General features: G+C 35.3%; 23 protein-coding genes and 6 pseudogenes. 6 read left to right on the plus strand and 23 right to left on the minus strand.

The features are described 5' to 3' along the window. The coding region (locus J671_RS25315) for an IS30 family transposase (RefSeq protein ID WP_031995575.1) at nt 1-328 on the plus strand (328 nt) is incomplete at its 5' end. A gap of 78 nt (nt 329-406) precedes the next feature. Next, the gene (locus J671_RS0104855; RefSeq protein ID WP_228132360.1) at nt 407-1,462 is read left to right on the plus strand and encodes an ATP-dependent nuclease; all 1,056 of its coding nucleotides are present in this window, start codon (nt 407-409) and stop codon (nt 1,460-1,462) included. Nucleotides 1,463-1,732: 270 nt separating this feature from the next. Here the strand turns inward: J671_RS0104855 and J671_RS18840 are convergent, their stop codons facing one another. From J671_RS18840 to J671_RS18850, 3 genes and pseudogenes are all read right to left on the minus strand, one after another. Next, nucleotides 1,733-2,053, minus strand: coding sequence for a type II toxin-antitoxin system Phd/YefM family antitoxin (locus J671_RS18840; RefSeq protein ID WP_001081101.1), 321 nt, complete (start codon nt 2,051-2,053; stop codon nt 1,733-1,735). Nucleotides 2,054-2,295: 242 nt separating this feature from the next. Next, nucleotides 2,296-2,760, minus strand: a pseudogene (locus J671_RS18845) (IS3 family transposase); the annotation flags it as partial. 268 nt (nt 2,761-3,028) lie between these two features. Beyond that, nucleotides 3,029-3,712 (minus strand): hypothetical protein, encoded by a 684-nt coding sequence (locus J671_RS18850; RefSeq protein ID WP_000478902.1) that lies wholly within the window; start codon nt 3,710-3,712, stop codon nt 3,029-3,031. A gap of 557 nt (nt 3,713-4,269) precedes the next feature. Here J671_RS18850 and J671_RS18855 point away from each other — a divergent pair. From J671_RS18855 to J671_RS18865, 3 genes and pseudogenes are all read left to right on the plus strand, one after another. After that, on the plus strand, nt 4,270-4,626 hold the full coding sequence (locus J671_RS18855) for a type II toxin-antitoxin system RelE/ParE family toxin (RefSeq protein ID WP_000269908.1): 357 nt from the start codon (nt 4,270-4,272) through the stop codon (nt 4,624-4,626). Then, nucleotides 4,619-4,922: pseudogene (locus J671_RS18860) on the plus strand (helix-turn-helix domain-containing protein). Before J671_RS18855 ends, J671_RS18860 begins: the two are co-directional and overlap by 8 nt. A gap of 765 nt (nt 4,923-5,687) precedes the next feature. Beyond that, entirely contained in the window at nt 5,688-5,915 is a 228-nt protein-coding gene (locus J671_RS18865; RefSeq protein ID WP_000555567.1) for a hypothetical protein, read from the plus strand. Between the two features lie 109 nt (nt 5,916-6,024). On the opposite strand, the gene J671_RS18870 is transcribed toward J671_RS18865, so the two are convergent. From J671_RS18870 to J671_RS18915, 14 genes and pseudogenes are all read right to left on the minus strand, one after another. Beyond that, nucleotides 6,025-6,234 carry a hypothetical protein gene (locus tag J671_RS18870; protein WP_000069470.1) on the minus strand — a complete coding sequence of 70 codons (210 nt, stop codon included), beginning with the start codon at nt 6,232-6,234 and terminating at the stop codon, nt 6,025-6,027. After that, on the minus strand, nt 6,227-6,529 hold the full coding sequence (locus tag J671_RS18875) for a helix-turn-helix domain-containing protein (RefSeq protein ID WP_001140619.1): 303 nt from the start codon (nt 6,527-6,529) through the stop codon (nt 6,227-6,229). Before J671_RS18875 ends, J671_RS18870 begins: the two co-directional genes overlap by 8 nt. A gap of 40 nt (nt 6,530-6,569) precedes the next feature. Then, a complete protein-coding gene (locus J671_RS18880; RefSeq protein ID WP_000269910.1) occupies nt 6,570-6,878 on the minus strand; it encodes a type II toxin-antitoxin system RelE/ParE family toxin in 309 nt (102 codons plus the stop codon). 1,014 nt (nt 6,879-7,892) lie between these two features. Further along, nucleotides 7,893-8,009 (minus strand): annotated as a pseudogene (locus tag J671_RS25325) (transposase); the annotation flags it as partial. Nucleotides 8,010-8,195: 186 nt separating this feature from the next. After that, on the minus strand, nt 8,196-8,489 hold the full coding sequence (locus J671_RS18885; protein ID WP_000221360.1) for a type II toxin-antitoxin system RelE family toxin: 294 nt from the start codon (nt 8,487-8,489) through the stop codon (nt 8,196-8,198). After that, on the minus strand, nt 8,479-8,724 hold the full coding sequence (locus J671_RS18890; RefSeq protein WP_000246757.1) for a type II toxin-antitoxin system RelB/DinJ family antitoxin: 246 nt from the start codon (nt 8,722-8,724) through the stop codon (nt 8,479-8,481). The genes J671_RS18885 and J671_RS18890 overlap by 11 nt, the downstream gene beginning before the upstream one ends. A gap of 256 nt (nt 8,725-8,980) precedes the next feature. Further along, nucleotides 8,981-9,883, minus strand: a complete 903-nt coding sequence (locus J671_RS18895) for a hypothetical protein (protein ID WP_000466974.1) — start codon at nt 9,881-9,883, stop codon at nt 8,981-8,983. Nucleotides 9,884-10,090: 207 nt separating this feature from the next. Further along, nucleotides 10,091-10,603: an SMI1/KNR4 family protein gene (locus tag J671_RS18900; RefSeq protein ID WP_001089570.1), complete on the minus strand. Its 513-nt coding sequence runs from the start codon at nt 10,601-10,603 to the stop codon at nt 10,091-10,093. 131 nt (nt 10,604-10,734) lie between these two features. Beyond that, nucleotides 10,735-11,253, minus strand: coding sequence for a tetratricopeptide repeat protein (locus tag J671_RS18905; protein WP_000447196.1), 519 nt, complete (start codon nt 11,251-11,253; stop codon nt 10,735-10,737). Nucleotides 11,254-11,569: 316 nt separating this feature from the next. Further along, a pseudogene (locus J671_RS26335) lies at nt 11,570-11,665 on the minus strand (DNA-binding protein); the annotation flags it as partial. Further along, a pseudogene (locus J671_RS25830) lies at nt 11,663-11,833 on the minus strand (IS3 family transposase); the annotation flags it as partial. The pseudogenes J671_RS26335 and J671_RS25830, both read right to left, overlap by 3 nt. A gap of 185 nt (nt 11,834-12,018) precedes the next feature. Further along, complete coding sequence (locus J671_RS0104865) at nt 12,019-12,303, minus strand: putative quinol monooxygenase (RefSeq protein ID WP_000155817.1); 285 nt, start codon at nt 12,301-12,303, stop codon at nt 12,019-12,021. 20 nt (nt 12,304-12,323) lie between these two features. Then, nucleotides 12,324-13,322, minus strand: coding sequence for a zinc-binding alcohol dehydrogenase family protein (locus J671_RS18910; RefSeq protein WP_002120211.1), 999 nt, complete (start codon nt 13,320-13,322; stop codon nt 12,324-12,326). Between the two features lie 73 nt (nt 13,323-13,395). Beyond that, a complete protein-coding gene (locus tag J671_RS18915; protein WP_001059480.1) occupies nt 13,396-14,136 on the minus strand; it encodes an SDR family oxidoreductase in 741 nt (246 codons plus the stop codon). A 135-nt stretch (nt 14,137-14,271) separates the two neighbouring features. On the opposite strand from J671_RS18915, the gene J671_RS18920 reads away from it, so the two are divergent. Further along, nucleotides 14,272-15,171 carry a LysR family transcriptional regulator gene (locus J671_RS18920; RefSeq protein WP_031983105.1) on the plus strand — a complete coding sequence of 300 codons (900 nt, stop codon included), beginning with the start codon at nt 14,272-14,274 and terminating at the stop codon, nt 15,169-15,171. 50 nt (nt 15,172-15,221) lie between these two features. Here J671_RS18920 and J671_RS18925 read toward each other — a convergent pair whose 3' ends face one another. From J671_RS18925 to J671_RS18945, 6 genes and pseudogenes are all read right to left on the minus strand, one after another. Next, nucleotides 15,222-16,238, minus strand: coding sequence for a zinc-dependent alcohol dehydrogenase family protein (locus tag J671_RS18925; RefSeq protein WP_031983106.1), 1,017 nt, complete (start codon nt 16,236-16,238; stop codon nt 15,222-15,224). Next, nucleotides 16,228-17,223, minus strand: a complete 996-nt coding sequence (locus J671_RS18930; protein WP_031968895.1) for a zinc-dependent alcohol dehydrogenase family protein — start codon at nt 17,221-17,223, stop codon at nt 16,228-16,230. The genes J671_RS18925 and J671_RS18930 overlap by 11 nt, the downstream gene beginning before the upstream one ends. A 485-nt stretch (nt 17,224-17,708) precedes the next feature. Further along, a pseudogene (locus J671_RS25835) lies at nt 17,709-18,399 on the minus strand (IS5 family transposase). A gap of 195 nt (nt 18,400-18,594) precedes the next feature. Beyond that, nucleotides 18,595-19,509 (minus strand): aromatic amino acid DMT transporter YddG, encoded by a 915-nt coding sequence (gene yddG / locus J671_RS18935; RefSeq protein ID WP_000925802.1) that lies wholly within the window; start codon nt 19,507-19,509, stop codon nt 18,595-18,597. Nucleotides 19,510-19,521: 12 nt separating this feature from the next. Further along, nucleotides 19,522-20,814: an MFS transporter gene (locus tag J671_RS18940; protein ID WP_000794339.1), complete on the minus strand. Its 1,293-nt coding sequence runs from the start codon at nt 20,812-20,814 to the stop codon at nt 19,522-19,524. Between the two features lie 56 nt (nt 20,815-20,870). Further along, complete coding sequence (locus tag J671_RS18945; RefSeq protein ID WP_001094923.1) at nt 20,871-22,109, minus strand: M24 family metallopeptidase; 1,239 nt, start codon at nt 22,107-22,109, stop codon at nt 20,871-20,873. Nucleotides 22,110-22,202: the final 93 nt, after the last annotated feature.

Here is a 22,202-nt window from a genome sequence, read left to right on the forward strand (position 1 = left end):
AGAACTGCGTAAAACGTTGACCTATGACCGTGGACGCGAGATGTCAGAACATAAAATACTCGAAGAAGATTTAGGCATAGATGTATATTTCTGTGACCCACATTCACCTTGGCAAAAAGGCACATGCGAAAATATGAATGGTTTAATTAGGCAATATTTACCTAAAGGGATTGATTTAAATCAGGCAGATCAGCATTATTTAAATCAAGTTGCCATGTCACTGAATACTCGTCCTAGAAAGGCGTTAGATTGGCTTACACCATTAGAGAAATTTGCTCAGCTTGTTGATTATCATATGGCTTTTGAAACTGTCGCACCTCATGTTTGAATTCGCCCACTATTTCAATATTGGTCTGCAAATCAGAACTTAAATATTGAATTTAAAATTGATAAAAAAACAGCTACTGTGAAAAGGCAAGTAAATACAAGTTATGGCAGTGCTACAACGGTCGATACAAATATTGTTGAACATGTCTTAGATATTCGAGTAAAAAACTCGAAAACGAGAGTTTCTTTACCTCTTCAGAATAGAAGTAAAGGATTTAATTGGTTTTTTTCATTCTTAGTTTGGTTTAACAAAATTCAGGCTGATTCAAATTCAAAATATATTCTACTCTTAGATGAGCCAGGCCTTAACTTGCATGCAACTGCTCAAGCAGATTTACTACGTTTTTTAGAAAGTTTGGTTGATAAGTATCAAGTTATTTATACAACTCACTCACCTTTCATGGTAGAAACAACGAAATTAAATCGGGTCAGAACGGTATTTAGTGACTCCGATAGCTCTATCGTTAGTGATAGTATTCAACAAAAAGACCCTAATACACTTTTCCCTTTACAAGCTGCTTTAGGGTATGATGTTGCACAGAATTTATTTATTTCTAAAAAAAATCTATTGGTAGAAGGTGTCTCAGACTTACTATACTTGACCACAATTTCAGAATATTTGAATGCGAATAAACGAACTGGCTTAAATGAAGATATTACAATTGTGCCTACAGGCGGTTTAGATAAAGTTGCTAGTTTTATTTCATTACTTCGAGGTTCAAAACTATCAATTTTCTGCCTATTAGATTCGTTTACTGACCAAAAGTCTCAGGCAAGATTTGATAGTCTAACTATTCAAAAAATTATATCTGATAAAAATATAAAATTTTTCCATGATTTTTTGGATAATAGAAAAAAAGCTGATATTGAAGATATATTTACTATTGATGAATATCTGCAACTTTTTAATATTTCTCTCTCATCTACCCATGCTGAAATTAAGGTGGAAGAATTAAGTACTGAAATTGAAGATATATTATCAAAAATTAATAAAGTTATTAAAAAGAATAGATTTAATCATTATTTACCTGCAAAAGAATTTGCTAGTAATAAGGATTTTGTTAATAGCCTTTCAGAAGCTACTTTATCAAGATTTGAAACTATCTTTAAAGAGGTCAATAAGAATCTTAAATAGTTTTTGGTTTAATAGACTTGCCTATTAGGGTGAGTCTATTACTTTACCCAGTACGTTATTTAATATAATTTTATAGACATCCAAGTGTTCTTTTTAATTTTCAATAAAATTAGTCAACTCTATGATGTCAGTGCTACTTAACTTACGAATATGTTTTCCACTTCTTAGTATTTTACGAAAATAAAAGCTCATTGTTCAACGAATATAAATATAAGATGACTTTTAAATCAGCTTGTCTCTAATCTCGAATCCGTTAATATCCTCAAAAAGCTATTTTTCTTGTCCATTTACTTCTTCAAATACACCTTTTGGGTTCAAAAGCATGTGTTTGATCGGTTGACCAGTGAGCTGATTAATATCCAAAAGATCATAAACCATTTGTTGTCCTAGCTGTTCACGCCGGACAGCTTCAATAATTTCCTGCATTTTTTGAAATTCTTCAAAACTCAGAACAACAGCTTCGGGCGCATTCTTCGTATAAACAAAAACAGGTTTATGACTATCTTTGACACATTGAACAATTTTGCTCCAAGATTTGCGAACATCAGTCGCAGAAACAATCGCACCGTTTATAAAAGTTAATCGATTCATATCTAAGACCTTATACGGGATAGCAAAAATTAAATCATTTCAGAATCTTGTTCCGAATGTAAGAAAACGACCGTTATTTATTATGGGACGATTTTATATTTCTAAAATTAGTAGATGATATTTGTATGTAACTATATAATCTAAAAAAATAAATTTTAAATCGTGCAAATTAAAAATAGGGAAATCTATGCTTACTGGAGTCTATGAACCGTACCGGGTTTGTCGGAGACTTTTTATTTAAGTTAGGCCACCTGACCTAACGGGTTAATCTTATCATAGTACATTGCTTCGAACTCAAAAGGCGATACATAACCCAGTGCACTGTGTACACGCTTTTTATTGAACCAATCTACCCAGTTTAGTGTCGCAAGTTGTACATCTGCTAAACCTTGCCAATCTGCTTTTAAATATTCAATCACCTCTGTTTTGTATAAGCCATTCACCGTTTCAGCCAGAGCATTATCGTATGAATCACCAGTTGTACCGACTGATGCTCGTAAATTTGCAGCTTCTAAACGATTGGTATAGCGAATAGAAAGATATTGAACACCTCTATCGGAATGATGAATCACATTCTTTGGCATGCCTCGATCATGCAATGCTTGCTCAAGTGCATCGAGCACCATATCTGTATTCATCCGTGTAGATACTTTCCATCCAACAATTGCTCGTGAGAACACATCAATAATAAAGGCGGTATAGAGAAATTTGATGTTTCTCAACCATCATGAAAGTATCATTGCTTATCCATCGTACTCTAGTTGGTAAGTCTACCGTACAGGGAAACTGATCTCCAATTAAACCAGCATTTTTTGAAAGAGATAGGCCAGCACAATTTCCGCCTTTCATATAAAGAGTTTTTCTTGTTAAAACAGTTTTGTAATCAGTTGCATTTCAACCCCTGTAAAAACTAATACACTCAATAAAATAAATCTTTTCATTTTTAACAAATCATCAATAACGCTATCTAAAAATTTAATCTAAATCATTAAACGTTGAGTATCTAACTAATTTATCTGCAAATATTTCTTTAGCTAAAACTCTCAATTGTGTATATAAATTTTCAATTCTATCTTCTTGATTTTTTATCTCAGAGAGATCTAAAAATAGATCTCTATTTTCTTCAGAGAGCCACATAAACTCATCTAATATGCTTTTAAAATTATCTATTTTTTTTTGCATATTAGTGTCTAAAGATTGAGATATAAAGAAAAGTTTGTATTTGATTTTTTCAGAAGATTCAACAAACTCACTAATACTTGTACTGGTGATCATATCGGAAATTTTTGCTCTAAATTCTTCTGATTTTCCTTTTTCGCTTTCATATTCTTTTAATTTATAGAATTGGCCAATAGTACATCCCAATGAATTTTTCAGAAAAAATAAGGATGATGCTAAATCATTTAGCATCGGGAATACTTCAGTTGAGTGTTGGCTAAGAATTTCGGCTTTCTTAATATCTCTCCAATCTTGAAATAGGATAACAGCAATGTAAGCAGTAAGTATTGTTGCTGCCGTGCCTGAGATATCTTTAATAAAACTAAGAATATCATCAATAAAAGGTAGAGATACTGCCGAGATTACGATGACTAAGATTGTTAGTATACAAACTGCTCGCCAAAACTTATTCTCAATACCTTCTTTATTTTTTAGAAACATATAGCACTCAAATTTTTAGTTTCTCTAAAATTAACATAATGGTGCTTATACGGAACGTGTTTTTAATATTACTTTAAGATTAGTATCTTATCGTTATTCATACCCTCTGGAACGTTCTCGTTCAACCGACTTGGAAACAAGTCGGTTTCTTTTTAAGCAAAACTGTAACTTTTAGCCAACAAAATTGATCAAAAAACATTCTATTTTGCATTTTTTCCTGATTTATCAATGTTCACATTTCAGAAATAACCCCCAATTTCTGCGGACAACTCTTGGGATAAAATAGGCCAACTTTGTAAGCTAAAACTTACACAGATTTAAGGATTTTGCGGATTGGTAATTCAAGTCATTAGCCGTATGATGAATATATAACGAAACTGGATGTTTCCAGACAACAAGAATAAGAAAATTGCGCAAGGAATGGGCAGCATGAGATCAGTAAGACGAGCAACCCGATATGAAAAAGCCCGACAGGATGTAGGGCTTTTTTATTGCCATTTGAAAACTGGCTGAGTTCGCTATAAAACATAGACTATAATCTATATTGTGGTTGTTGTATGTGGACAGTCATCACGACAGATCTGTTTAATGAATGGCTTGAACAGCAAGACGAATCAACACAAGAGAAAGTCTTAACCGCTTTAGTTGTTTTACAGCAGCAGGGACCAAGTTTAGGTCGCCCTTTAGTTGATACCGTATATGACTCTAAATTTACCAATATGAAAGAGCTACGCGTTCAGCATCGAGGAAAACCCCTGAGAGCCTTTTTCGCATTTGATCCATTTCGACAGGCAATTGTGCTGTGCATCGGTGATAAAGGCGGTAAAAAGCGTTTCTATAAAGAGATGCTGAACATTGCAGAGCAGCAATACGAACTTCATCTCTCAACCCTTGGAGATCAATCTAATGGCTAAAACCTTACAGGAATTATTGGCTAGTCGCTCTCCAGAGAGCCAAACTCGTATTCAACAAATGGCTGACGAGCTACTTTTAGAAACTCAGCTTCACTTTATTCGAGAAGAATTAGAGATTTCCCAAAAGGAACTGGCTGCAACTCTTGGAATCAAACAACCTTCATTGTCAGCAATCGAAAACCGTGGCAATGATCTTAAGATTTCAACCATGAAAAAGTATGTTGAAGCTATGGGGGGGGAAACTCCGTATTGATGTAGAGCTTCCAACAGGAAAACATATAGGATTCAATGTTTAACAAACAAAATGGGAGCGTTAATCTCTCCCATTTTTTTACTTCGTAGAGGCTCTATTATGTTTAACAAACTAGAATTTATTCTTCTATTTGAAAGGATTCTTAAAATACTCTTTTAATATGGAAATAATTAATAGTGTACTGATTAAAACTAGAAATACTATAAGAATCGAAAACATACAATCCAAAGAATATTAAACATTACTGATACAAAAATAATAATATTTTTTTGTCTATTAAGTAACTGAAATTTAGTTTTCTTTACAAGTTAAGTTTTTTATTAAGTTATAATTAAAAGTAAATTTTTCCCAACTAGTATAAAGTTTAAGATTATAGGTTATTGAATTGTTTCTTATGCAAAAAAAAGTCAAGAATCTTTATTTAAGAAAAGGTGAACACTCATTTGTTCTGCAATCACAGTTCATTTTTAAAGCTAAGCAGCAAAAATGGACTAGTGAAGATATCCAAAAAATTATAGAAAAGACCTTATATCAAGATAAATATAGGGTATATGCAATTTTGAGAGAGTATTCTAGCCAGAATTACGGGTAAATTTGACTTGAAAAGAGAAGGACTAAAGTCTTTTAGAAGGACATATCTTGGATCCTGAATAAGATTTTTAGTATTAAAGGAGTAAAGTTTAGCCTCGATATAAGTTTAATCTATTATTTTACAATAATATTCCATATATCAATACCTAATTTAACTTTAGTTCCTATCGCCAACCCTGTATGGTGCCCGTTCAGAAACACTCTATCCGAGGCTAATATGCATAGTTTTTCTGTAAAAGATTTAGATCAATTAATTGAAACGAATCTCAAAGATGGGAATAAATACAGTAAATTATTGATTGAATATAAATTATTTTCTGATTTGATGTATGATTCTATATTTTATACAGAAGTGTCTAATTCAGCTCTGAGCACTACGAAAAGAAAATATAAGCAACTAAAAATTAAAATCACCACACATCAATATCAGCTTCATTTTGAATAAATCAATAAAACGAAAGTTCTCAGCTCTCTCTTCGTATATGGGAAAGTCACAATTTATGGCCTTTCTCATATCTATTTAACATAAAATTTCTTATGCGAATCTTGAAAGATTAAGCTATTTCGTAATATTTTATCCAATAAGCATTGTCGAAAATATCAGTGTAATAGCTTAACTTCTTACAATGTGAAAAATAGTCACAGCATAAATCTCTAATAATTTCAATTTCCTCTAGGCTATCAGCAGCATTCACTAAAAATATAAACTTGTCCAAGTTAACAAGTAATTTACTACTATTTTTCAAAGGTTTATTATTAGACATTGAATCCTATATGTTTTCCTGTTGGAAGCTCTACATCAATACGAAGTTTTCCGCCCATTGCTTCGACATACTTTTTCATCGTTGAAATTTTAAGATCATGACCACGATTTTCGATTGCTGACAATGAAGGCTGTTTGATTCCAAGGGTTGCAGCCAGTTCTTTTTGAGAAATCTCCAACTCTTCACGAATAAGGTGAAGCTGAGTTTCCAACAATAATTCATCCGCCATTTGTTGAATACGAGCTTGACTCTCTGGAGAGCGATTAGCCAATAATTCTTGTAGGGTCTTAGCCATTAGATTGATCTCCTAAAGTTGAAAGATGAATTTCGTATTGCTAATCGGCAATATCTAACATCTCTTTATAAAAACGCTTTTTACCGCCTTTATCACCGATACACAGCACAATAGCTTGTCGTAAAGGATCAAACGCGAAAAAGGCTCTCAGTGGTTTACCTCGATGCTGAACACGTAGCTCTTTCATATTGGTAAATTTGGAGTCATAGACGGTATCTACTAAAGGACGTCCTAAACTTGGTCCCTGTTGCTGTAGAACGACCAACGCTGCGAGTACTTTCTCTTGTGTAGATTGATCTTGCTGTACAAGCCATTCGTTAAACAGATCCGTTGTAATGACTGTCCACATATTACAACCATAATATAGATTACAATCTATATTTTATGCTTAATTGAATTATTATTCAAATGAAAATAAAAAATCCCGACGTCATGTCGGGATTTTTCGGTGTGGAGCGCATAGGTAGGGCTGACTACCTAATGGTCATGGTGTCTGACTGATTATTCTTGTTTTAAGTCATTGAACATCCTGTTCATATAGATCGATCATAGGGACTTCACTGGTGCTTGGATACAAACAATTTCGTAAAATGCTGTAAGCCAAAGCGTACAAAAAATCATCAAAAATTATCCCAAAGCTTAACCGCAAGAAATGGGGATAAATTCAGAAATGGAAGCCTTAAGGAATCGGAAGGAACTTACGAATTGATCGTTTTTTAACCAATTTTATTGGCAAAATATATCAAAACTGCTCATAAAAAGCCGACTTGTTTCCAAGTCGGCTTTTCGTCATCGTCGAGCAAATTATTTATAGCATAAGTTTTTGATTTTTATATGTTTCAATTTGTTCATTTCGTATAACGCCCATTATGTTAAATGGATTAAAATTGAGTCATTTATCTGAAAGGATTTTTAAGATGTTCCTTCACTATAGAAATAATTAATAGTATACCAATCAAAACTAGAACTGCTATAAGAATCCAAAACATACAAACCACAAATATTAAACATTAATAATACAATAATAATATTTTTCTGAGCATAAAGTAACTGATATTTAGATTATTTTACAAGCTCAGGCTTTTGTTAAGTTTTAATTAACAGTAAATTTTTTCTAATTGGTATAAATTTAGAAGTAGTAAGCTATTTAATTGTTTCTTATGGAAAAAAGTAAAGAATCTTTATCTAAGAAAAGGTAAGCACAAATTTATTTTGCAATCAATATTCATTTGTAGGGCTAAGTTTCAAAAGTGGACGAATGAAGAGATCAATGAAGTGATAGAGAAAACTATATATGAAGATAAAATTAGGGTGTAGGAGATTTTAAGAGAATATTCTAGAAATATTTAGGGCGTGTTATCAATTAAGCCTGGTAGATCGCTGATAAAAAGTTTTGAGCCAATTTATCATAGCGTGTGGCAATAGCACGATACTGCTTGAGCTTGGTAAAAAATTTCTCGATCAGATGTCTTGCCTTGTAGGAGGCATCCCAGTATTGGGCTATATTTTGCAGCAGAACAAGCTGACAAAAAAATGTATGAGAATAAGCAAAAAATTAAATCAGCTTTAAAATTAGTTGCAGAAGCTATCTAAATTTTATATTAACTAAAAATTAACATAATACACCTTATACGAGGTCAAAAATGGGAGCTTGAAGCTCCCATTTTTAGTCTTTAATGCGTTTTTTTGCTTCGTCATAAACTATGCTGTCAGCTCGTTTCCCAACGGTGATGAGCAAGATAACTACCTGATCATCTTTGACTTGATAGACCAGTCGAACTCCAGTCTTTAGTAATTTAATTTTATAACATCCCGTGAGATCACCTCTAAGCATATTCTTGGGAATATGTGGCTGCTCTATGACCTTGGCGAGTTTCTTCTTAAATTGATCTCTTATAGCACTAGGAAGCTTTTCCCATTCAGCTGTGAAGTCCTTATTACGTAAAAGCTTATAAGTCATCTAAAGTAATTTCCTCGAACATTTCTTTAGGATCATTCATACGTTTACGAACAATCGCTAATAGCTCGGTATCCTCTTCTGAGAGTAAAGCTTTTTGTACAGGGAGTTTCCCAGTCGCTGCAATGTATTCAAGGACATTTGTAAAAAACTCAGTAGGTGCAATACCTTGTTCTCTAAGAACTGAATAAGATTTTTCTTTAAGGGCTTCATCAACCCTGAAGTTAACAGTAGCCATTATTTTTTTCCCATTTATTGAATGTATGGGGATATTGTAATGCGAATTGCATTACATAGCTAGTTTTTATAACAGCCATTATGTTAAATGATGAAATTTTAGATATTTTTACTAAAAAACGATATAGAACAGTAAAAGTAGCTGAGCAAACCTCGATCTAAGCAAGATCGAGGTATGGATTTTAGTTTTTATAGCTAGGAAATAGTAAAAACTTTATCTTAAATATAAGCGCTTATGTAAATTATAGACTACTATCTTACAAGCCTGATTTAGCTGTATTCACTAAATGTGAAGAAGTCTGTCTGTCTATAACAATATAATATTTATTGATCCACTCTAGTGCTTTATCTAATGATGATTCTTGAAAAGAGACTTGCTCTTCTCTAGAAATAGATTGGCCGATTAGAATGACTCTATTAAAAAAGCCTTGATCAACAGCATCAAAGTCAGCTTTTGAACATATTCCTTGAGAATACATGCCAGCATAAGCGATACGAAGAGCGTAAAGTAAGGGCATAAAAGTACTATGTGATGGCTGTTCATATAAGCTACTTAAATAATCCTCAAGGTCTTTGAACATGTCATAGTACTTTCCTTGTGCTGTATGGTTTGAAGGAGTAATAATTTTTGTTAAATCATCGGGTTCTAGGATAGTTTTTTTACTAGCTCCTTGTATTGAGTTAATGACATCAAACCATGCTTGAATTTCACCTTCTGGAAGATAAGAACTTCCAACCTGAATGTAGCTTTTTGCAAAAGTTAAACGGCTACTATTTAATGTGTTTTGATTTGCCTCTATTAACCTTTTTATAAGCGTACATCTTATTTTTACAGCCTCATCTATTCCTAACTCCTTAATCAACTGGGGGCTGACACTATTATTTAATATTGATAGTGGGCTATTAGGTAAGTCCATTGCAGATTCTTTATTTAATGCATTCCTATATTCAATTTCATGAAATTGTGAAAAATCTACTAGTTGTTTTCCATCATTGTTCCCTTGTGATGCTCCACAAAGTTCCTCAATTAAAAAAAGATAAAGCTCATTGGGTGATTTAATACTATTACTTAATTCTAAGTAGGCATTATTTATGAATTTTTCTAAGTAAACAGGGTTTTTTAAGGAGTTTTGCTTTTTAGAAGAAAAAATACCAAACATATATTGCACTCTTTAAATTTCTTTTAATTATTATACTGTTTTTATCCATTAGAAATATCTAAATTTTATTAATAGGAACTGTATAGATTTTCTAAAATTAACATAATACGCGTTATATGAAATTCAAAAAATGATACTATTTTTATGATAATTAAATAAATTTTAGGTGAACATAAGTTAAATAGAGCTTATGTCCGCCATATAATTTTAAGGTTCCCAGAATTTATCACCCTGAGTTTCATAAAATTTACTAATGAATTCTTGAAAAGTATTAGCAACAATGTACCAATCTTGTCTTTGATCTATAGGTAAGACAACAAAAATAGAGCCGTAATCATCACTATTAGGATCACATCGAACTAACAATAAGTCTGAATCTCCATAGAATTCTCCAATAATTAAGTCACTTTGAAGAGCGTCATTATTACGATTAATTTTATAAATTTTTGAAGCAAAAATTACTTCCTCAATAGAATATAATTTTAAGCCCCATTGTCCGTATTCTTGATCTTTAAATAGATCTGCACCATTAGATACTGTATAAAAATCCTCTAATACTTTTGGTAAAAGTACTTGGGGTATTTGTGAGTAAATTTTGCTTTTTAGGTTTAATGAACACTGCAAAGGAAAGGGACATTCCATACCTCTCTGAATAGCTTTCTTAGGTTCAATCTCCCATTCATTATGTATTTTTGCTATAATTTCATGAACACTATTCATTTATTAAACTCTTAAAAATCCTTAACTTTTACTAAAATTAACATAATACGAGTTATACAAAGCCTGAGCCAATTTCCTACGTTTTTTGCTTCGTGTAACCGCCATTATGTTAATTTTAGGAAGTCTTAAGACTAATTTTCAGACTTATCCCACCAACTTTGAGCTAAATCAGTATTTTTAGGAATGCCTATACCATCACGATACATAACGGAAAGACTTCGCATTGCTTTCTTATTACCTAACTTTGCAGCCTTTTCACGAAGTTCTAAAGCTTTCTTAATATTAACTTCTATTCCGCTATCTGCGCGAGTATATAGGTCAGCTAACTCAACCATTGATTCAGAATGACCATTTTCTGAAGCTTTCTGAAACCACTTAAAAGCTTTTTGGAAATGTTCTAAAGAATCGTTTTTGTCATCATCCTCTATTAATCTAGCATAGGTAACATATCCATCAGCTAACCAAAACATTGCTGCTACATTTCCATTTTCAGCTGATTTAATAGCCCAAATTTCAGCTTGATTTTCATCTGAATCAACACCATGACCATATAGATAAATCTCAGCTAATTCTAACTGGGCAGAAGTATCTCCACTTTCTGCTTTCGCTAATAAATCATTAGAAAAAACAGGTTCTGCAAATGTTTCCATTGAAAGGCAAACTCCTAAAGCCATAAAAATATTTACTAATTTATTCAATTCTTAACCTTTAAATTAAACTCTTAGGCTTGTATGTTTTTACATCATACCTAAAAGAGAACTCTAAAATTAGAGTATATTTTTAGTCCTATTTAACATAAAAACTCTTATACGAAATGCTATTTTTATTCCTTTAAAAATCAATTTTTTATATACTATTAAAAAGCTCATTTACCCTCGAATGGGCTTTTTTAATGATTTTTTATGTTCCACGCTTACTATTTGATCAATGTTCCACGGTTTTAATAAGCCAAGGTGAACAATCAGATCAGCCATACGGCTTAAAGAATCGGCTCCCAAAGCCTCTTTTTTCCGGTTAAGGCTCTACGTGTTCAGGAATAGGAATTCGCTTATTCTCGATTACCCAGTTTAGTGTCGCAAGTTGTACATCTTCTAAACCTTGCCAATCTGCTTTTAAATATTCAATCACCTCTGTTTTGTATAAGCCATTCACCGTTTCAGCCAAAGCAATATCATATGAATCACCAGTCGTACCGACTGATGCTCGTAAATTTCCTGCCTCTAAACGATGACATTGTTGTCAAAATGCAGGGTATTGGTGGCTCCCCTTAGGGGCATAATTTGTTGAAGCCTAGGTTACTACTAAAAAATTAAAAAAATATTAAAAAACAGGAGCTTATAGCTACAATTTTTATGTTAGCTTTCTAAGTCTCTATGTTAATTTGAAGAATACTTCATCATAATGTCCGAATACAGCTATATTTTTTTGATTTCTATAATATCACTTGATTCAATTAGCGATTGGATATTACCAAATAAACTTTGAATATAATCAGAGGCTATATGGATATCTAAATCCTCCCTGCTACGCCATTCTTCTAAGAAGAAATATCTACTCGAGTCATTTTCGCTAATATAAAGCTCATATTTCAAGCATCCTTCTTCTTGAAGCGTAAGCTCTATTACACTTTTTAAAAGCGCTTCTAACGTCTCTTTTTGATCTGATTTTGCCTTAAAGTTCGCAATTATTGAAATAGTCATTATTTCACCTTGAATTTGTTTTAGAAGTTTTCTAGTACAATTTTGCCTTTTGACTTGCCTGATTCAAGCAACTTATGCGCCTTCTCCAAGTTTGCAGCGTTAATTTTTCCTAGATTTTGGTTGAGGGTACTTCTAATTTTTTGCTGGTCAACTAATTGGGCAACCTGTTGCAATAGATTACCTTGCTTTTCAATATCATCGGTTTCATACATTGAACGGGTGAACATCAACTCCCAATGGATAGAAATAGATTTAGTCTTAAACGGCATAATATCAAATGCTTGTGGATCATCGATCAATCCAAGCTTGGCTTGTGGTGCAATCAGAGAAACTATTTGCTTGATATACGTTTCTGTATGATTTGTAGAGAATACATATTTTGGTTTTTCAATGCCTAGTGTCTCGATTTGTACATTTAAATCTTTGCTATGATCAATGACATGGTCGGCACCAAGTGATTCCACCCAAGATTTCGTTTCTTCACGTGAAGCTGTTGCTATAACGCTCAGATTTGTTTTTGCTTTTAGGAGTTGGATAGCAATTGAACCTACACCGCCTGCACCACCAATAATTAAAATACTGCCAACTTCTGTTTCTGAAATTTGAAACCGATCAAACAGCATTTCCCATGCCGTTATTGCAGTTAATGGCAATGCTGCTGCTTCTGCATTAGATACTGTAATTGGTTTAAGACTGATAATTCGTTCATCGACTGCTTGAAACTCAGCATTACTACCATCTCGGGTTAAATTGCCAGCATACCAAACAGAATCTCCTACTTTAAACGAGGTAACTTTTGAGCCAACTTCGATAATTTCCCCAACGGCATCCCAACCTAAAATACGATTATTTGCTTCAGACGAATTTTTTCTCACTTTAGTATCAACTGGATTCACAGAGATTGCCTGAACTTTTACCAGTACATCACGTTCCTTAAGCGTAGGCTTCGCTTTTTCAATATCTACCAATGAATTTTTAAAATCATCATGGTTATTTATAACATACGATACGGCTTTCATAGATTTGTCCTCAACTTTAAAAAAATATAGTAAAAATGGGAGCGAAGTACTCCCATTTTATGTTATTCAATAATTAAAACTCTTGGCTCGTTGGGCGCAAAACAATTTCATTAATATCTACATCCGCAGGCTGTTCAATTGCATAAGCAATTGCTCGAGCGACTGAGTCAGCTGGTATGGCTTGTTTGTAGAAATCAGTAACAAACTCTGAACTTTCTTTATGAGAAGAACCAAATTTTAGTTCTGACTCAATTGCACCAGGCTCAATAGTAGTCGTTCTAATTGTTCCCCCAACTTCATGACGAAGGCCTTCAGAGATGGCTCTTACAGCAAACTTAGTACCGCTATAAACAGTACCTCCTGGACTAAATACTTTTAACCCTGCAACAGATGCGAGATTAATAAAGTGTCCAAAGTTTTGTTTTTGGAAAACAGGCAGTGTAGCTGCTATACCATAAAGAACACCTTTAATATTAATGTCGATCATACGATCCCATTCATCAACTTTTAGCTCACTTAATGGTGCAATAGACATTAATCCAGCATTGTTTACCAATACATCGATTTGACCAAATGCGCTTAATGCCTTTTCAATAAGTGCTTGTACTTCATGTGGTTTGGTTATATCCATACCAATAAATTCAGCTTGACCACCTTCAGCACGAATGTCGTGAACAATAGCCTGTAATTTTTCAGTACGTCTAGCACCAAGTACAACCTTTGCACCTTTTTTAGCAAGTAAGCGAGCAGTAGCTTCACCTAAACCACTACTTGCACCAGTGATAACAATAACTTTATTTTCTATATTATTCATATAAGTAACCTTCAACCTATCTGTCAATCATATTTGATGGGTTAAGTATTACAGCCTTGTCAGGTATAATAAATGAATAATATTATCTTTCAGAATTCCTATTTACGGAATAATTACCATAACACAGGATTGGACATGCAGAACAAATTGGAAATGATGCGTATCTTTTGTGTCGCAGCAGAGTCTCGAAATTTTAAGGAGGCAGCAACTCAGCTAGGTATTTCCCCACAGGTAGTGACACGGGCAATAAAAGAGCTAGAAGAGCAGCGCGGAGAGATTCTGTTCTACAGGAGTACTCGACAAATTAAAATTACCGCTGATGGTGAGCGTCTGGCAAAGCAAGCACGTTTTGCGGTGGGATCAATCGATGCTTTGCTTGTAAAAGACACCAAGGAAAAACGAGATGAAATGCGTGGGACTGTCCGTCTTACTGTGTCGTCTGTGTTAGGGCGTAAATTGGTAATACCTGCACTAGCAGAATTTGCCACACGTTATCCAGATATTGTCGTTGATTGTGTGCTAACAGATTCACACTCGGATGTGATCGATGAGCGGATAGATATCGGGATCAGATTTGGATTTTTGCCGGACAATCGATATGTGGCAAAGGAATTGGCTAAAGTGAACTTTTATTCTGTGGGTACGCCAGAGTTAATTGATAAGGTTGGAATGCCCAAAAAAATTATTGATCTTGATAAATACCCTCTAACAGCACTAGTCGATCATAAAACAGGGCGTTACTGGCCATGGACATTCACCGAAAGTCGAAGCTTTACGCCATCAAAGCCCCGTTTTATTACAGATGATCTAGAAGCTGAATTTCAAGCTATTCTCGCTGGAGGCGGATTCGGACACATGCCTGGATTTCTAGTTTTGCCGTGGCTTAGGAGTGGTAAGCTCATTCAGATACTTCATGAGGAAAACTCTCCCGTTTGGCGCCTGTATTTATATCGTCCACAGCGGGGCCCGACACCTTTGCGAATCCGAGCATTGTTTGATTACTTAGCGGAAGTGCTGGGCCATATAGAAACTTGAATCAGATGTAACTAACCTTTTTTTTAGAAAGTAGAAATCAGATAAGACCATCATGTATTTAGAGTAACTACAATTTTTCCTATTTGCTGATTTGATTCAAGATAGCGCTGAGCGTCATGCATGTCCTCAAAGTTAAAGCAACAGTCGATCACTGGACGAAGATATCCTGCACCTATACTGCTAAGAATAAATCGTCTGGCTTGCTCCCTTAGAACAGGGTCATGGAGAACCTCAAGGAATAAAAAACCTCGCATGGTTAAGCTTTTGCGTAATGCAACTTTAAGGGGAAATGGTGTGATCTCCGGGCTAAGTGCACCATGCATAACCATAGTTCCTCCCACAGACATCGCTTTTGCAATCTGTTCAATATGTGGCCCTCCCACAGCATCGAAGGCGACATCAAGATGTTCTCCACCTAAACGTAAAACAAGCGCCTCATACAAATCTGGTTCATCTTCACGGGCTATAACATTTTTAACACCGAGATCCAGTAAACGTTGCTTTTTCTCTATCGTCTGTGTACTTGCAATGACCTTAGCATCCGCTGCTTCAGCTATCTGTATCGCAGCTAGTCCTACGCTACTTGAAGCTGCTGTGATCAAGATCGTTTTTCCTTTCGAAACTCCACCAGCATGGATTACACCACCCCAAGCCGTCAAATACTGCATCCAGATTGAAGAAGCTTCTTCCCAGCTTAAACTATCAGGTTTGTGAACTAAAAAAGTTTCTGGAATCAGAAGCTTGTCCGTATATGTCCCATATTTGGCTAGATTGTCAGTCGGAAGAATCGATACTGCATCTCCTGGAGAAAATTGGCGTACACCTTCACCTATCGCAAGAACTATGCCTGCTCCCTCATATCCCAGACGAGAAGGGAATACTGCCTTTTGAATATAAGTACCACGCCGAAACATTACATCAGCCCGGTTGAGTCCGATCGTTTTCATCTGTATTAGAACTTCTCCTGCGGCTGGGAAAGCAACAGGAAGTGTTTCTAATGTCAGAACATCTGTATCTCCAATACAATTGAAGCGCCAAGTCTTGGCCTGAAGTGCGTTAAATGACATCAATAACGACCTTAATATTGGCAGAGCGATCTTGAACAGCATCATGAGCCTCAATCGCTTGGTCTAGAGTAAAATGACGAGGATCAACAATAGGACACAGTTTACCTTCCTCAACGAGACGGGTAGCGATCTTAAGGACATCACCATGATGAGAACGGCGATTGCCTGTTAACATCGGCAATAGGACGAATACGCCAGACAGTGTGGCACATCGTAGAGATGAACTCGCTAAATTATGATTACCAAATGCAGCACAGCTGGTAATGTGGCCATAGTGAGTTGTCATGGAAAGTGAGGCTTCGAGTACTGGACCACCCACAGTGTCGTAAACAATGTTAAAGCCTTGACCCTCAGGGCTTGCAGCAATAATGTCATCGGAAGATGCTGTTGTGTAATCGAGAGGTGTTGCACCGAGTTCTGAAATCAGCGATTGATCAGCTGTACGACCAGTCGCCCAAACATTTGCATCAAGTGCTTTTGCAAGCTGAACAACCATATAACCAACGCCACCAGCACCACCCTGAACCAGTACAGTTTGCCCTGGTTGAACCTTAGCATTATCCACTAAACCTTCCCAAGCGGTGAGGAACGTCAATGGTAGTACTGCTGCCTCGCGCATAGAGATATTCCGTGGCTTTAATGCGATCAGATCAGCATCTGCTACAATATATTCTGCTAAAGATCCTTGAAGATTACGAACGCCACCAATCAGACCGTAAACTTCATCTCCGACGTTGAAGTGAGTGACCCCTTCACCAATAGCAGTTACACCCCCAGCCATATCTGTTCCCAACACGGCAGGAAGCTCTGGCATAGCATATGGTGCTTCACCAAGACGAATTTTATAATCAATAGGGTTTACACCACTAGCATGAATACGTACTAGAACTTGCCCAGCCTCTGGTTGAGGTATAGGGAGTTCTACACGTGTAAATTCATGATCACCAAAATTTTCTAGGATAAGAGCACTCATCATCTTATTCATAGTTGTTCCTTATTCATAACTGGGGGTTGATATGCACAGTACCAAAGTAAAATAATCCAATAAATGATATTTATAGGATTTAATAATTCCTAAATAATGAATAATAAATATCATCCGCTCACTAAAAATAATCTAGTACAGTCTGTAAAGGCATTTTTAATCTAAACTATCGGTAGTATTTTTAAGGTGTGATACGTTCAAAATATCTACAAAGTGGCTAAAAGTTGGAAACATAATTCTAAAAGGTCACAGCATTACAAAGAACATGAGCCAAAATAAAAAAATGGGAGCTAAAGCTCCCATTTTTTTGTGACTTTTGTATAAGCTCTACTATGTTTATTTAAAAAAATTAAAAATAGAGACAGAAAATTTTCGCTAAAGACCTTTTTGATTTTTCGATTTATAAAAAGTATTGCTTTTTATACTATGGGGCACTATAGTATAAAAACTAAAAAATAAGGAGGTCTGATGTCTAGGGCATGTCCTCATTTGGCTTTGCACCAAATTAACATGCAAGCAATGTAAATCATAGACTGATAATTTCGTGCAAGCTTATCAAATCGGGTCGCTATCGCTCGGAAATGTTTTAATCTCGCAAAGGCATTTTCAACTAGATGACTTAAACGATATTAATACCGATCAAATTCTTTATTTTCTCTCTTACTATTTGATTTCATTGGGATGATCGGCACAATATTTTGCTTTCTTGGCAACGTCCTAATTTTTTCCGAATCATAACCTTTATCTGCAATCAGATAATCTGCCTCACCAATCAACTACTCCGCAACTTGGCTGTCATGGAGTTCACCTCTAGTGATTTTAAAATCAATCGGCAATCCATTCGCGTCGGTTGCAAGATGAATTTTTGTGGTTCTTTCACCTCTAGACCGTCCAATTGCTCGCTTGAAACCGTGCCGAGCTCCACTTGCATGCTGATGCGCGCATATGTAGCTTCCCTCAATGAATACTCATTCTTGATCCAATACGCCTCGTAGTTTAAAAAAATTTACCCCACAAGCCCTTACTCGCCCAACGATTAAAGCGGTTATATGCTGTTTTCCAAGGACAAAATTCTTCAGGAATATCACGCCATGTTGCATCTGTACATAATTTCCATAAGATGGCTTCCATGATATTTCTACCGTTCTTTGAACAATAACAACCATGAAATTGCATCGTAGACTGGATTTGTTGTCAAATATCATCGGTGAGTAGAGTTCGTGCCATTGAGAAATATACAAATAAAAAGAGGTTAAATCATTCTTTTAAATCTTTAAAATCAATTTTTCAAATGAGGACACGCCCTAATAGATAAACAGTTTCAATATCTTGACTTCGCTTAAAGTCTAGTATGTTAATTTTAGTATAACTCTAAATAATTTGTTTCTTTCGAGTCGCTAACCAACACAAAACTGCTCCTGCTGTCACCATTGCAACACCTTGCCAAAAGATAAAAGATAAGGACGTACTTAGAATTAATGCCGCAAACAAAGCTGATAGCACGGGAATAAAATAAGAAGCTCCAGCCATTAACGTCATGTTCCCTGAAATAATTCCAATATTCCAAGCACCATATCCCAAACCTAAAGCACCAGCTGCCATAATCAGAGTGACTGTATTGTCATAAGTAAAATTAAGAGCTGACCCACTCATGAGAAGGTATTTGATCCATAGTACAACTCCAGTCAAGGCAAAAAATATAGTGACTAGATTTTTACCCTGAGATGTTTTTACTGTCACAGAACAATATGCAGCCCACAAAATAGCAGCAGCAAAAGCTAAACCATAACTAAGAGGATTAGCTTTTAAATTAGTAAATATCTGAAAAAAATCAAATCCAGTATCTCCTCCTAATACCCAACAAATTCCAACTAAAGCGAATATGCAGCCAGGAATAATTAAAATATTGGCCTTAACGTTGTTAAAAATAATTGCGAATAGTAGAGTAAATGTTGGCCATAGATAATTAATCATGCCGACTTCGATTGCTTGTCTACTGTTTTGCGCATAGCCAATAGAAAGGGCAAAACATAATTCATAAGCAACAAATAAAAGGCTTCCCCACCATAAATAGGATTTTGGGATGGTAGAAAACTTAGGCATACCAACCATGAAAACTAAAATCATGGATGCGACACTGTAAATTAGAGCAGCACCAGCTACAGCTCCAAAGCTCTCACTGACACTACGCATTAAGCCTACATTTGTACTCCAAAATATGACAGCTGTAAGACCAATTAAAGTCGATATATTTCTATTGAATGTAGGGAGAGCATTTAAAAGCATAACCTATTCCTTTTAAGCCTTAGCATTGATTAAATGATGTGATTTCCTCTCTAATAAAGCCATACTTGCAAAAATTGCAACTATAACTAATAAGATACTAGGTGCTAAGGTATTAGCTGTTTGTTGAATTAACCAAGTTGCAACGAAAGGAACTGTTCCACCTAACAGTGCATTAGCAGTATTAAAACTAAAGGCAAAACCGGTATAGCGCACTTGTATAGGGAATTGTTCTGTTAAATATGCAGGTAAGCTCCCATCGTTCATTGCTAATAATGTGCAGAACATGAGCTGAATGATCACCATTTCAATAAAACTGGCAGTTGAAAGTAAGTAGAACAAGGGTACAGTCAGTGCTATAAAGCTTAGACCTGCCCAAAGCAACATTTTCTTACGTCCAATTCGATCTGAATATTTGCCCATCACAAAAACTACAGCAATATAAAATAGCAATGAAATTGACCCTGATATAAAGGCTTGGGATTTATTTACACCTAACTCTGTAGCTAAATAATTTGGCATATAACTAAAAATAAGATAGAAGGCGGTGGCATTTAAAGATGCAACTGCAAATGCTTTAAAAAGTGCTGGTTGATACTGAGTAAATAAGGCTTTGATTGGAAAATTTTCTTTGTTGCTATTTTTTTGATGTTCTAAAAACTCTGGGGTTTCTTCTAACTTTACACGGATATAATACCCGATTAAACCTAATGGTGCTGCCAATAAAAATGGAATTCTCCAACCATATTCGTGTAAAAACGCCTCTGACATGAAAGCGAACATCGCCGCTGCCATTAAAGAGCCGAGTAGTAAACCCGTTGCAGTACTTGCAGGAACTAAACTGGTATAAAGTCCTCTTTTTCCCTTAGGGGCGTATTCTGCAAGAAAATTTGCTGCACCAGCATATTCACCTGAAGCGGAGAAGCCTTGGATCATCCGGAATATTAATAACATAATCGGTGCAAAAATACCGATACTTTGATAACTTGGTAACAGTGCAATACATACCGTAGCCAGTGTCATTAATATAATCGACCACGATAGTGCATTTTTTCGACCAAATTTATCCCCAACATGCCCCCAAAAAATACCGCCTAATGGACGAAAAATAAATGAAATTGCAAAGATCGCATATGTAGCCATTAATGCGGTTAAAGGGTCACTTTTCGGGAAAAAAACCACTGCAATAACTGTTGCCAAAAAACCATATGCAGCATAATCAAACCACTCCACAAAATTACCAATAAAGCTGGCGCTAGCAACACGTCTTAGAGTATTTTTTTGCTCTATTTGATGATTGTTTTTCATTCTATTTACTCCTAATTAAATAGGCACTCATTTTCAGAGTGCCTATTTAAAATCTTTTATTTGATAATGTTATGTTCTGGACCATATGGGAATTTGGTAATATTTTCATTTCCTGATTCTGTAACGACCAAGATATCATGTTCACGGTAACCACCAGCCCCAGCCATTCCTTGCGGAATCATAATCATAGGTTCCATTGAAATCACCATGCCTGGTTCTATCACCGTATCAATATCTTCACGTAATTCTAAACCGGCTTCACGACCGTAATAATGTGATAACACACCAAAGGAATGTCCATAACCAAATGTGCGGTACTGCAATAAACCTTCTTCATAGAAAATTTCATTTAACTCTTTAGCAATATCACTGCAACGTGCACCTGGGCGAATGAGTTTTAAGCCAGCTTCATGCACCTTGACATTCGCCTCCCAAATTCGTAATGAAGCATCATCACAGTGATCAAAGAACTGTGTACGCTCTAAAGCTGTATAATAGCCAGCAATCATAGAAAAGCAGTTTAAACTTAAAATATCACCTTTTCGGACTTGGCGGGTTGTAACAGGATTATGTGCACCATCCGTATTAATGCCTGATTGAAACCAAGTCCACGTATCCATGAGTTCAGAGTTTGGAAAACGTTTGGCAATTTCACGTACCATGGATTGAGTAGAGGCTAAAGCCACTTCATGCTCTGGCACACCTTCACGAATTGCTGCAGTCACTGCAAAACCACCAATATCACATACTGCAGCACCTTGGGTGATATGTGCAATTTCTTCAGCAGATTTAATCATGCGTAGCTTCATGCATGCGGCACTAATATCCACAAACTGCACATTCGGTAAAACTGCTTTTAACTTGTTTAAACGTTCTAAAGGTAAATGATCAAACTCAATTCCTACACGGCCTTTATTTGGAATTTCTTGTGTAACCGCTTTAAAATAGTTATCACGCTGCCAGTCAGTATAAACTACGTTATAGTCGCCAATCGTACGACGCCAAGGTTGCCCAGCATCAATATTTGCTGAAATTGTCACCACTTTTTCTGGGCTAACCACCAGACCGTAGAAGCGCCCAAATGAACAATAAATAAAGTCTGCATAATAGTTAATGTTATGGATTGAACTAAATAGAATATGATCAATTTCTAGCTCTTCCATTAGTTGGCGTAACTTGCTCTGTCTATTTTGATACTCAGATAATGAAAATGTTGCAGAAACTTTTTCACCATTTTCAATGGTTAATAATGATGGTAGTTGTGAAGCAACAAAATTATTTACTAAAGTATTCATATATTTTCCTAGATCAATGTAATGTAATCAATGAGCTAAGCTTATGCAGAATATGAATAGGGATTTTTGCTAAAAGCGTCAAAAAGTTGTCAA

Origin of the sequence: Acinetobacter sp. 1130196 (assembly GCF_000588095.1) — a bacterium.
In the GTDB taxonomy this organism is placed as follows: Bacteria; Pseudomonadota; Gammaproteobacteria; order Pseudomonadales; family Moraxellaceae; genus Acinetobacter; species Acinetobacter nosocomialis.

Excerpts from the sequence above, each read along its gene's own strand:
- J671_RS18840 (WP_001081101.1), bottom strand. The coding sequence starts at position 2,053 with ATGAATCGATTAACTTTTATAAACGGTGCGATTGTTTCTGCGACTGAT.
- J671_RS18850 (WP_000478902.1), bottom strand. The coding sequence starts at position 3,712 with ATGTTTCTAAAAAATAAAGAAGGTATTGAGAATAAGTTTTGGCGAGCA.
- J671_RS18855 (WP_000269908.1), top strand. The coding sequence starts at position 4,270 with ATGTGGACAGTCATCACGACAGATCTGTTTAATGAATGGCTTGAACAG.
- J671_RS18865 (WP_000555567.1), top strand. The coding sequence starts at position 5,688 with ATGCATAGTTTTTCTGTAAAAGATTTAGATCAATTAATTGAAACGAAT.
- J671_RS18870 (WP_000069470.1), bottom strand. The coding sequence starts at position 6,234 with ATGTCTAATAATAAACCTTTGAAAAATAGTAGTAAATTACTTGTTAAC.
- J671_RS18875 (WP_001140619.1), bottom strand. The coding sequence starts at position 6,529 with ATGGCTAAGACCCTACAAGAATTATTGGCTAATCGCTCTCCAGAGAGT.
- J671_RS18880 (WP_000269910.1), bottom strand. The coding sequence starts at position 6,878 with ATGTGGACAGTCATTACAACGGATCTGTTTAACGAATGGCTTGTACAG.
- J671_RS18885 (WP_000221360.1), bottom strand. The coding sequence starts at position 8,489 with ATGACTTATAAGCTTTTACGTAATAAGGACTTCACAGCTGAATGGGAA.
- J671_RS18890 (WP_000246757.1), bottom strand. The coding sequence starts at position 8,724 with ATGGCTACTGTTAACTTCAGGGTTGATGAAGCCCTTAAAGAAAAATCT.
- J671_RS18895 (WP_000466974.1), bottom strand. The coding sequence starts at position 9,883 with ATGTTTGGTATTTTTTCTTCTAAAAAGCAAAACTCCTTAAAAAACCCT.
- J671_RS18900 (WP_001089570.1), bottom strand. The coding sequence starts at position 10,603 with ATGAATAGTGTTCATGAAATTATAGCAAAAATACATAATGAATGGGAG.
- J671_RS18905 (WP_000447196.1), bottom strand. The coding sequence starts at position 11,253 with ATGGAAACATTTGCAGAACCTGTTTTTTCTAATGATTTATTAGCGAAA.
- J671_RS0104865 (WP_000155817.1), bottom strand. The coding sequence starts at position 12,303 with ATGACTATTTCAATAATTGCGAACTTTAAGGCAAAATCAGATCAAAAA.
- J671_RS18910 (WP_002120211.1), bottom strand. The coding sequence starts at position 13,322 with ATGAAAGCCGTATCGTATGTTATAAATAACCATGATGATTTTAAAAAT.
- J671_RS18915 (WP_001059480.1), bottom strand. The coding sequence starts at position 14,136 with ATGAATAATATAGAAAATAAAGTTATTGTTATCACTGGTGCAAGTAGT.
- J671_RS18920 (WP_031983105.1), top strand. The coding sequence starts at position 14,272 with ATGCAGAACAAATTGGAAATGATGCGTATCTTTTGTGTCGCAGCAGAG.
- J671_RS18925 (WP_031983106.1), bottom strand. The coding sequence starts at position 16,238 with ATGTCATTTAACGCACTTCAGGCCAAGACTTGGCGCTTCAATTGTATT.
- J671_RS18930 (WP_031968895.1), bottom strand. The coding sequence starts at position 17,223 with ATGAATAAGATGATGAGTGCTCTTATCCTAGAAAATTTTGGTGATCAT.
- yddG (WP_000925802.1), bottom strand. The coding sequence starts at position 19,509 with ATGCTTTTAAATGCTCTCCCTACATTCAATAGAAATATATCGACTTTA.
- J671_RS18940 (WP_000794339.1), bottom strand. The coding sequence starts at position 20,814 with ATGAAAAACAATCATCAAATAGAGCAAAAAAATACTCTAAGACGTGTT.
- J671_RS18945 (WP_001094923.1), bottom strand. The coding sequence starts at position 22,109 with ATGAATACTTTAGTAAATAATTTTGTTGCTTCACAACTACCATCATTA.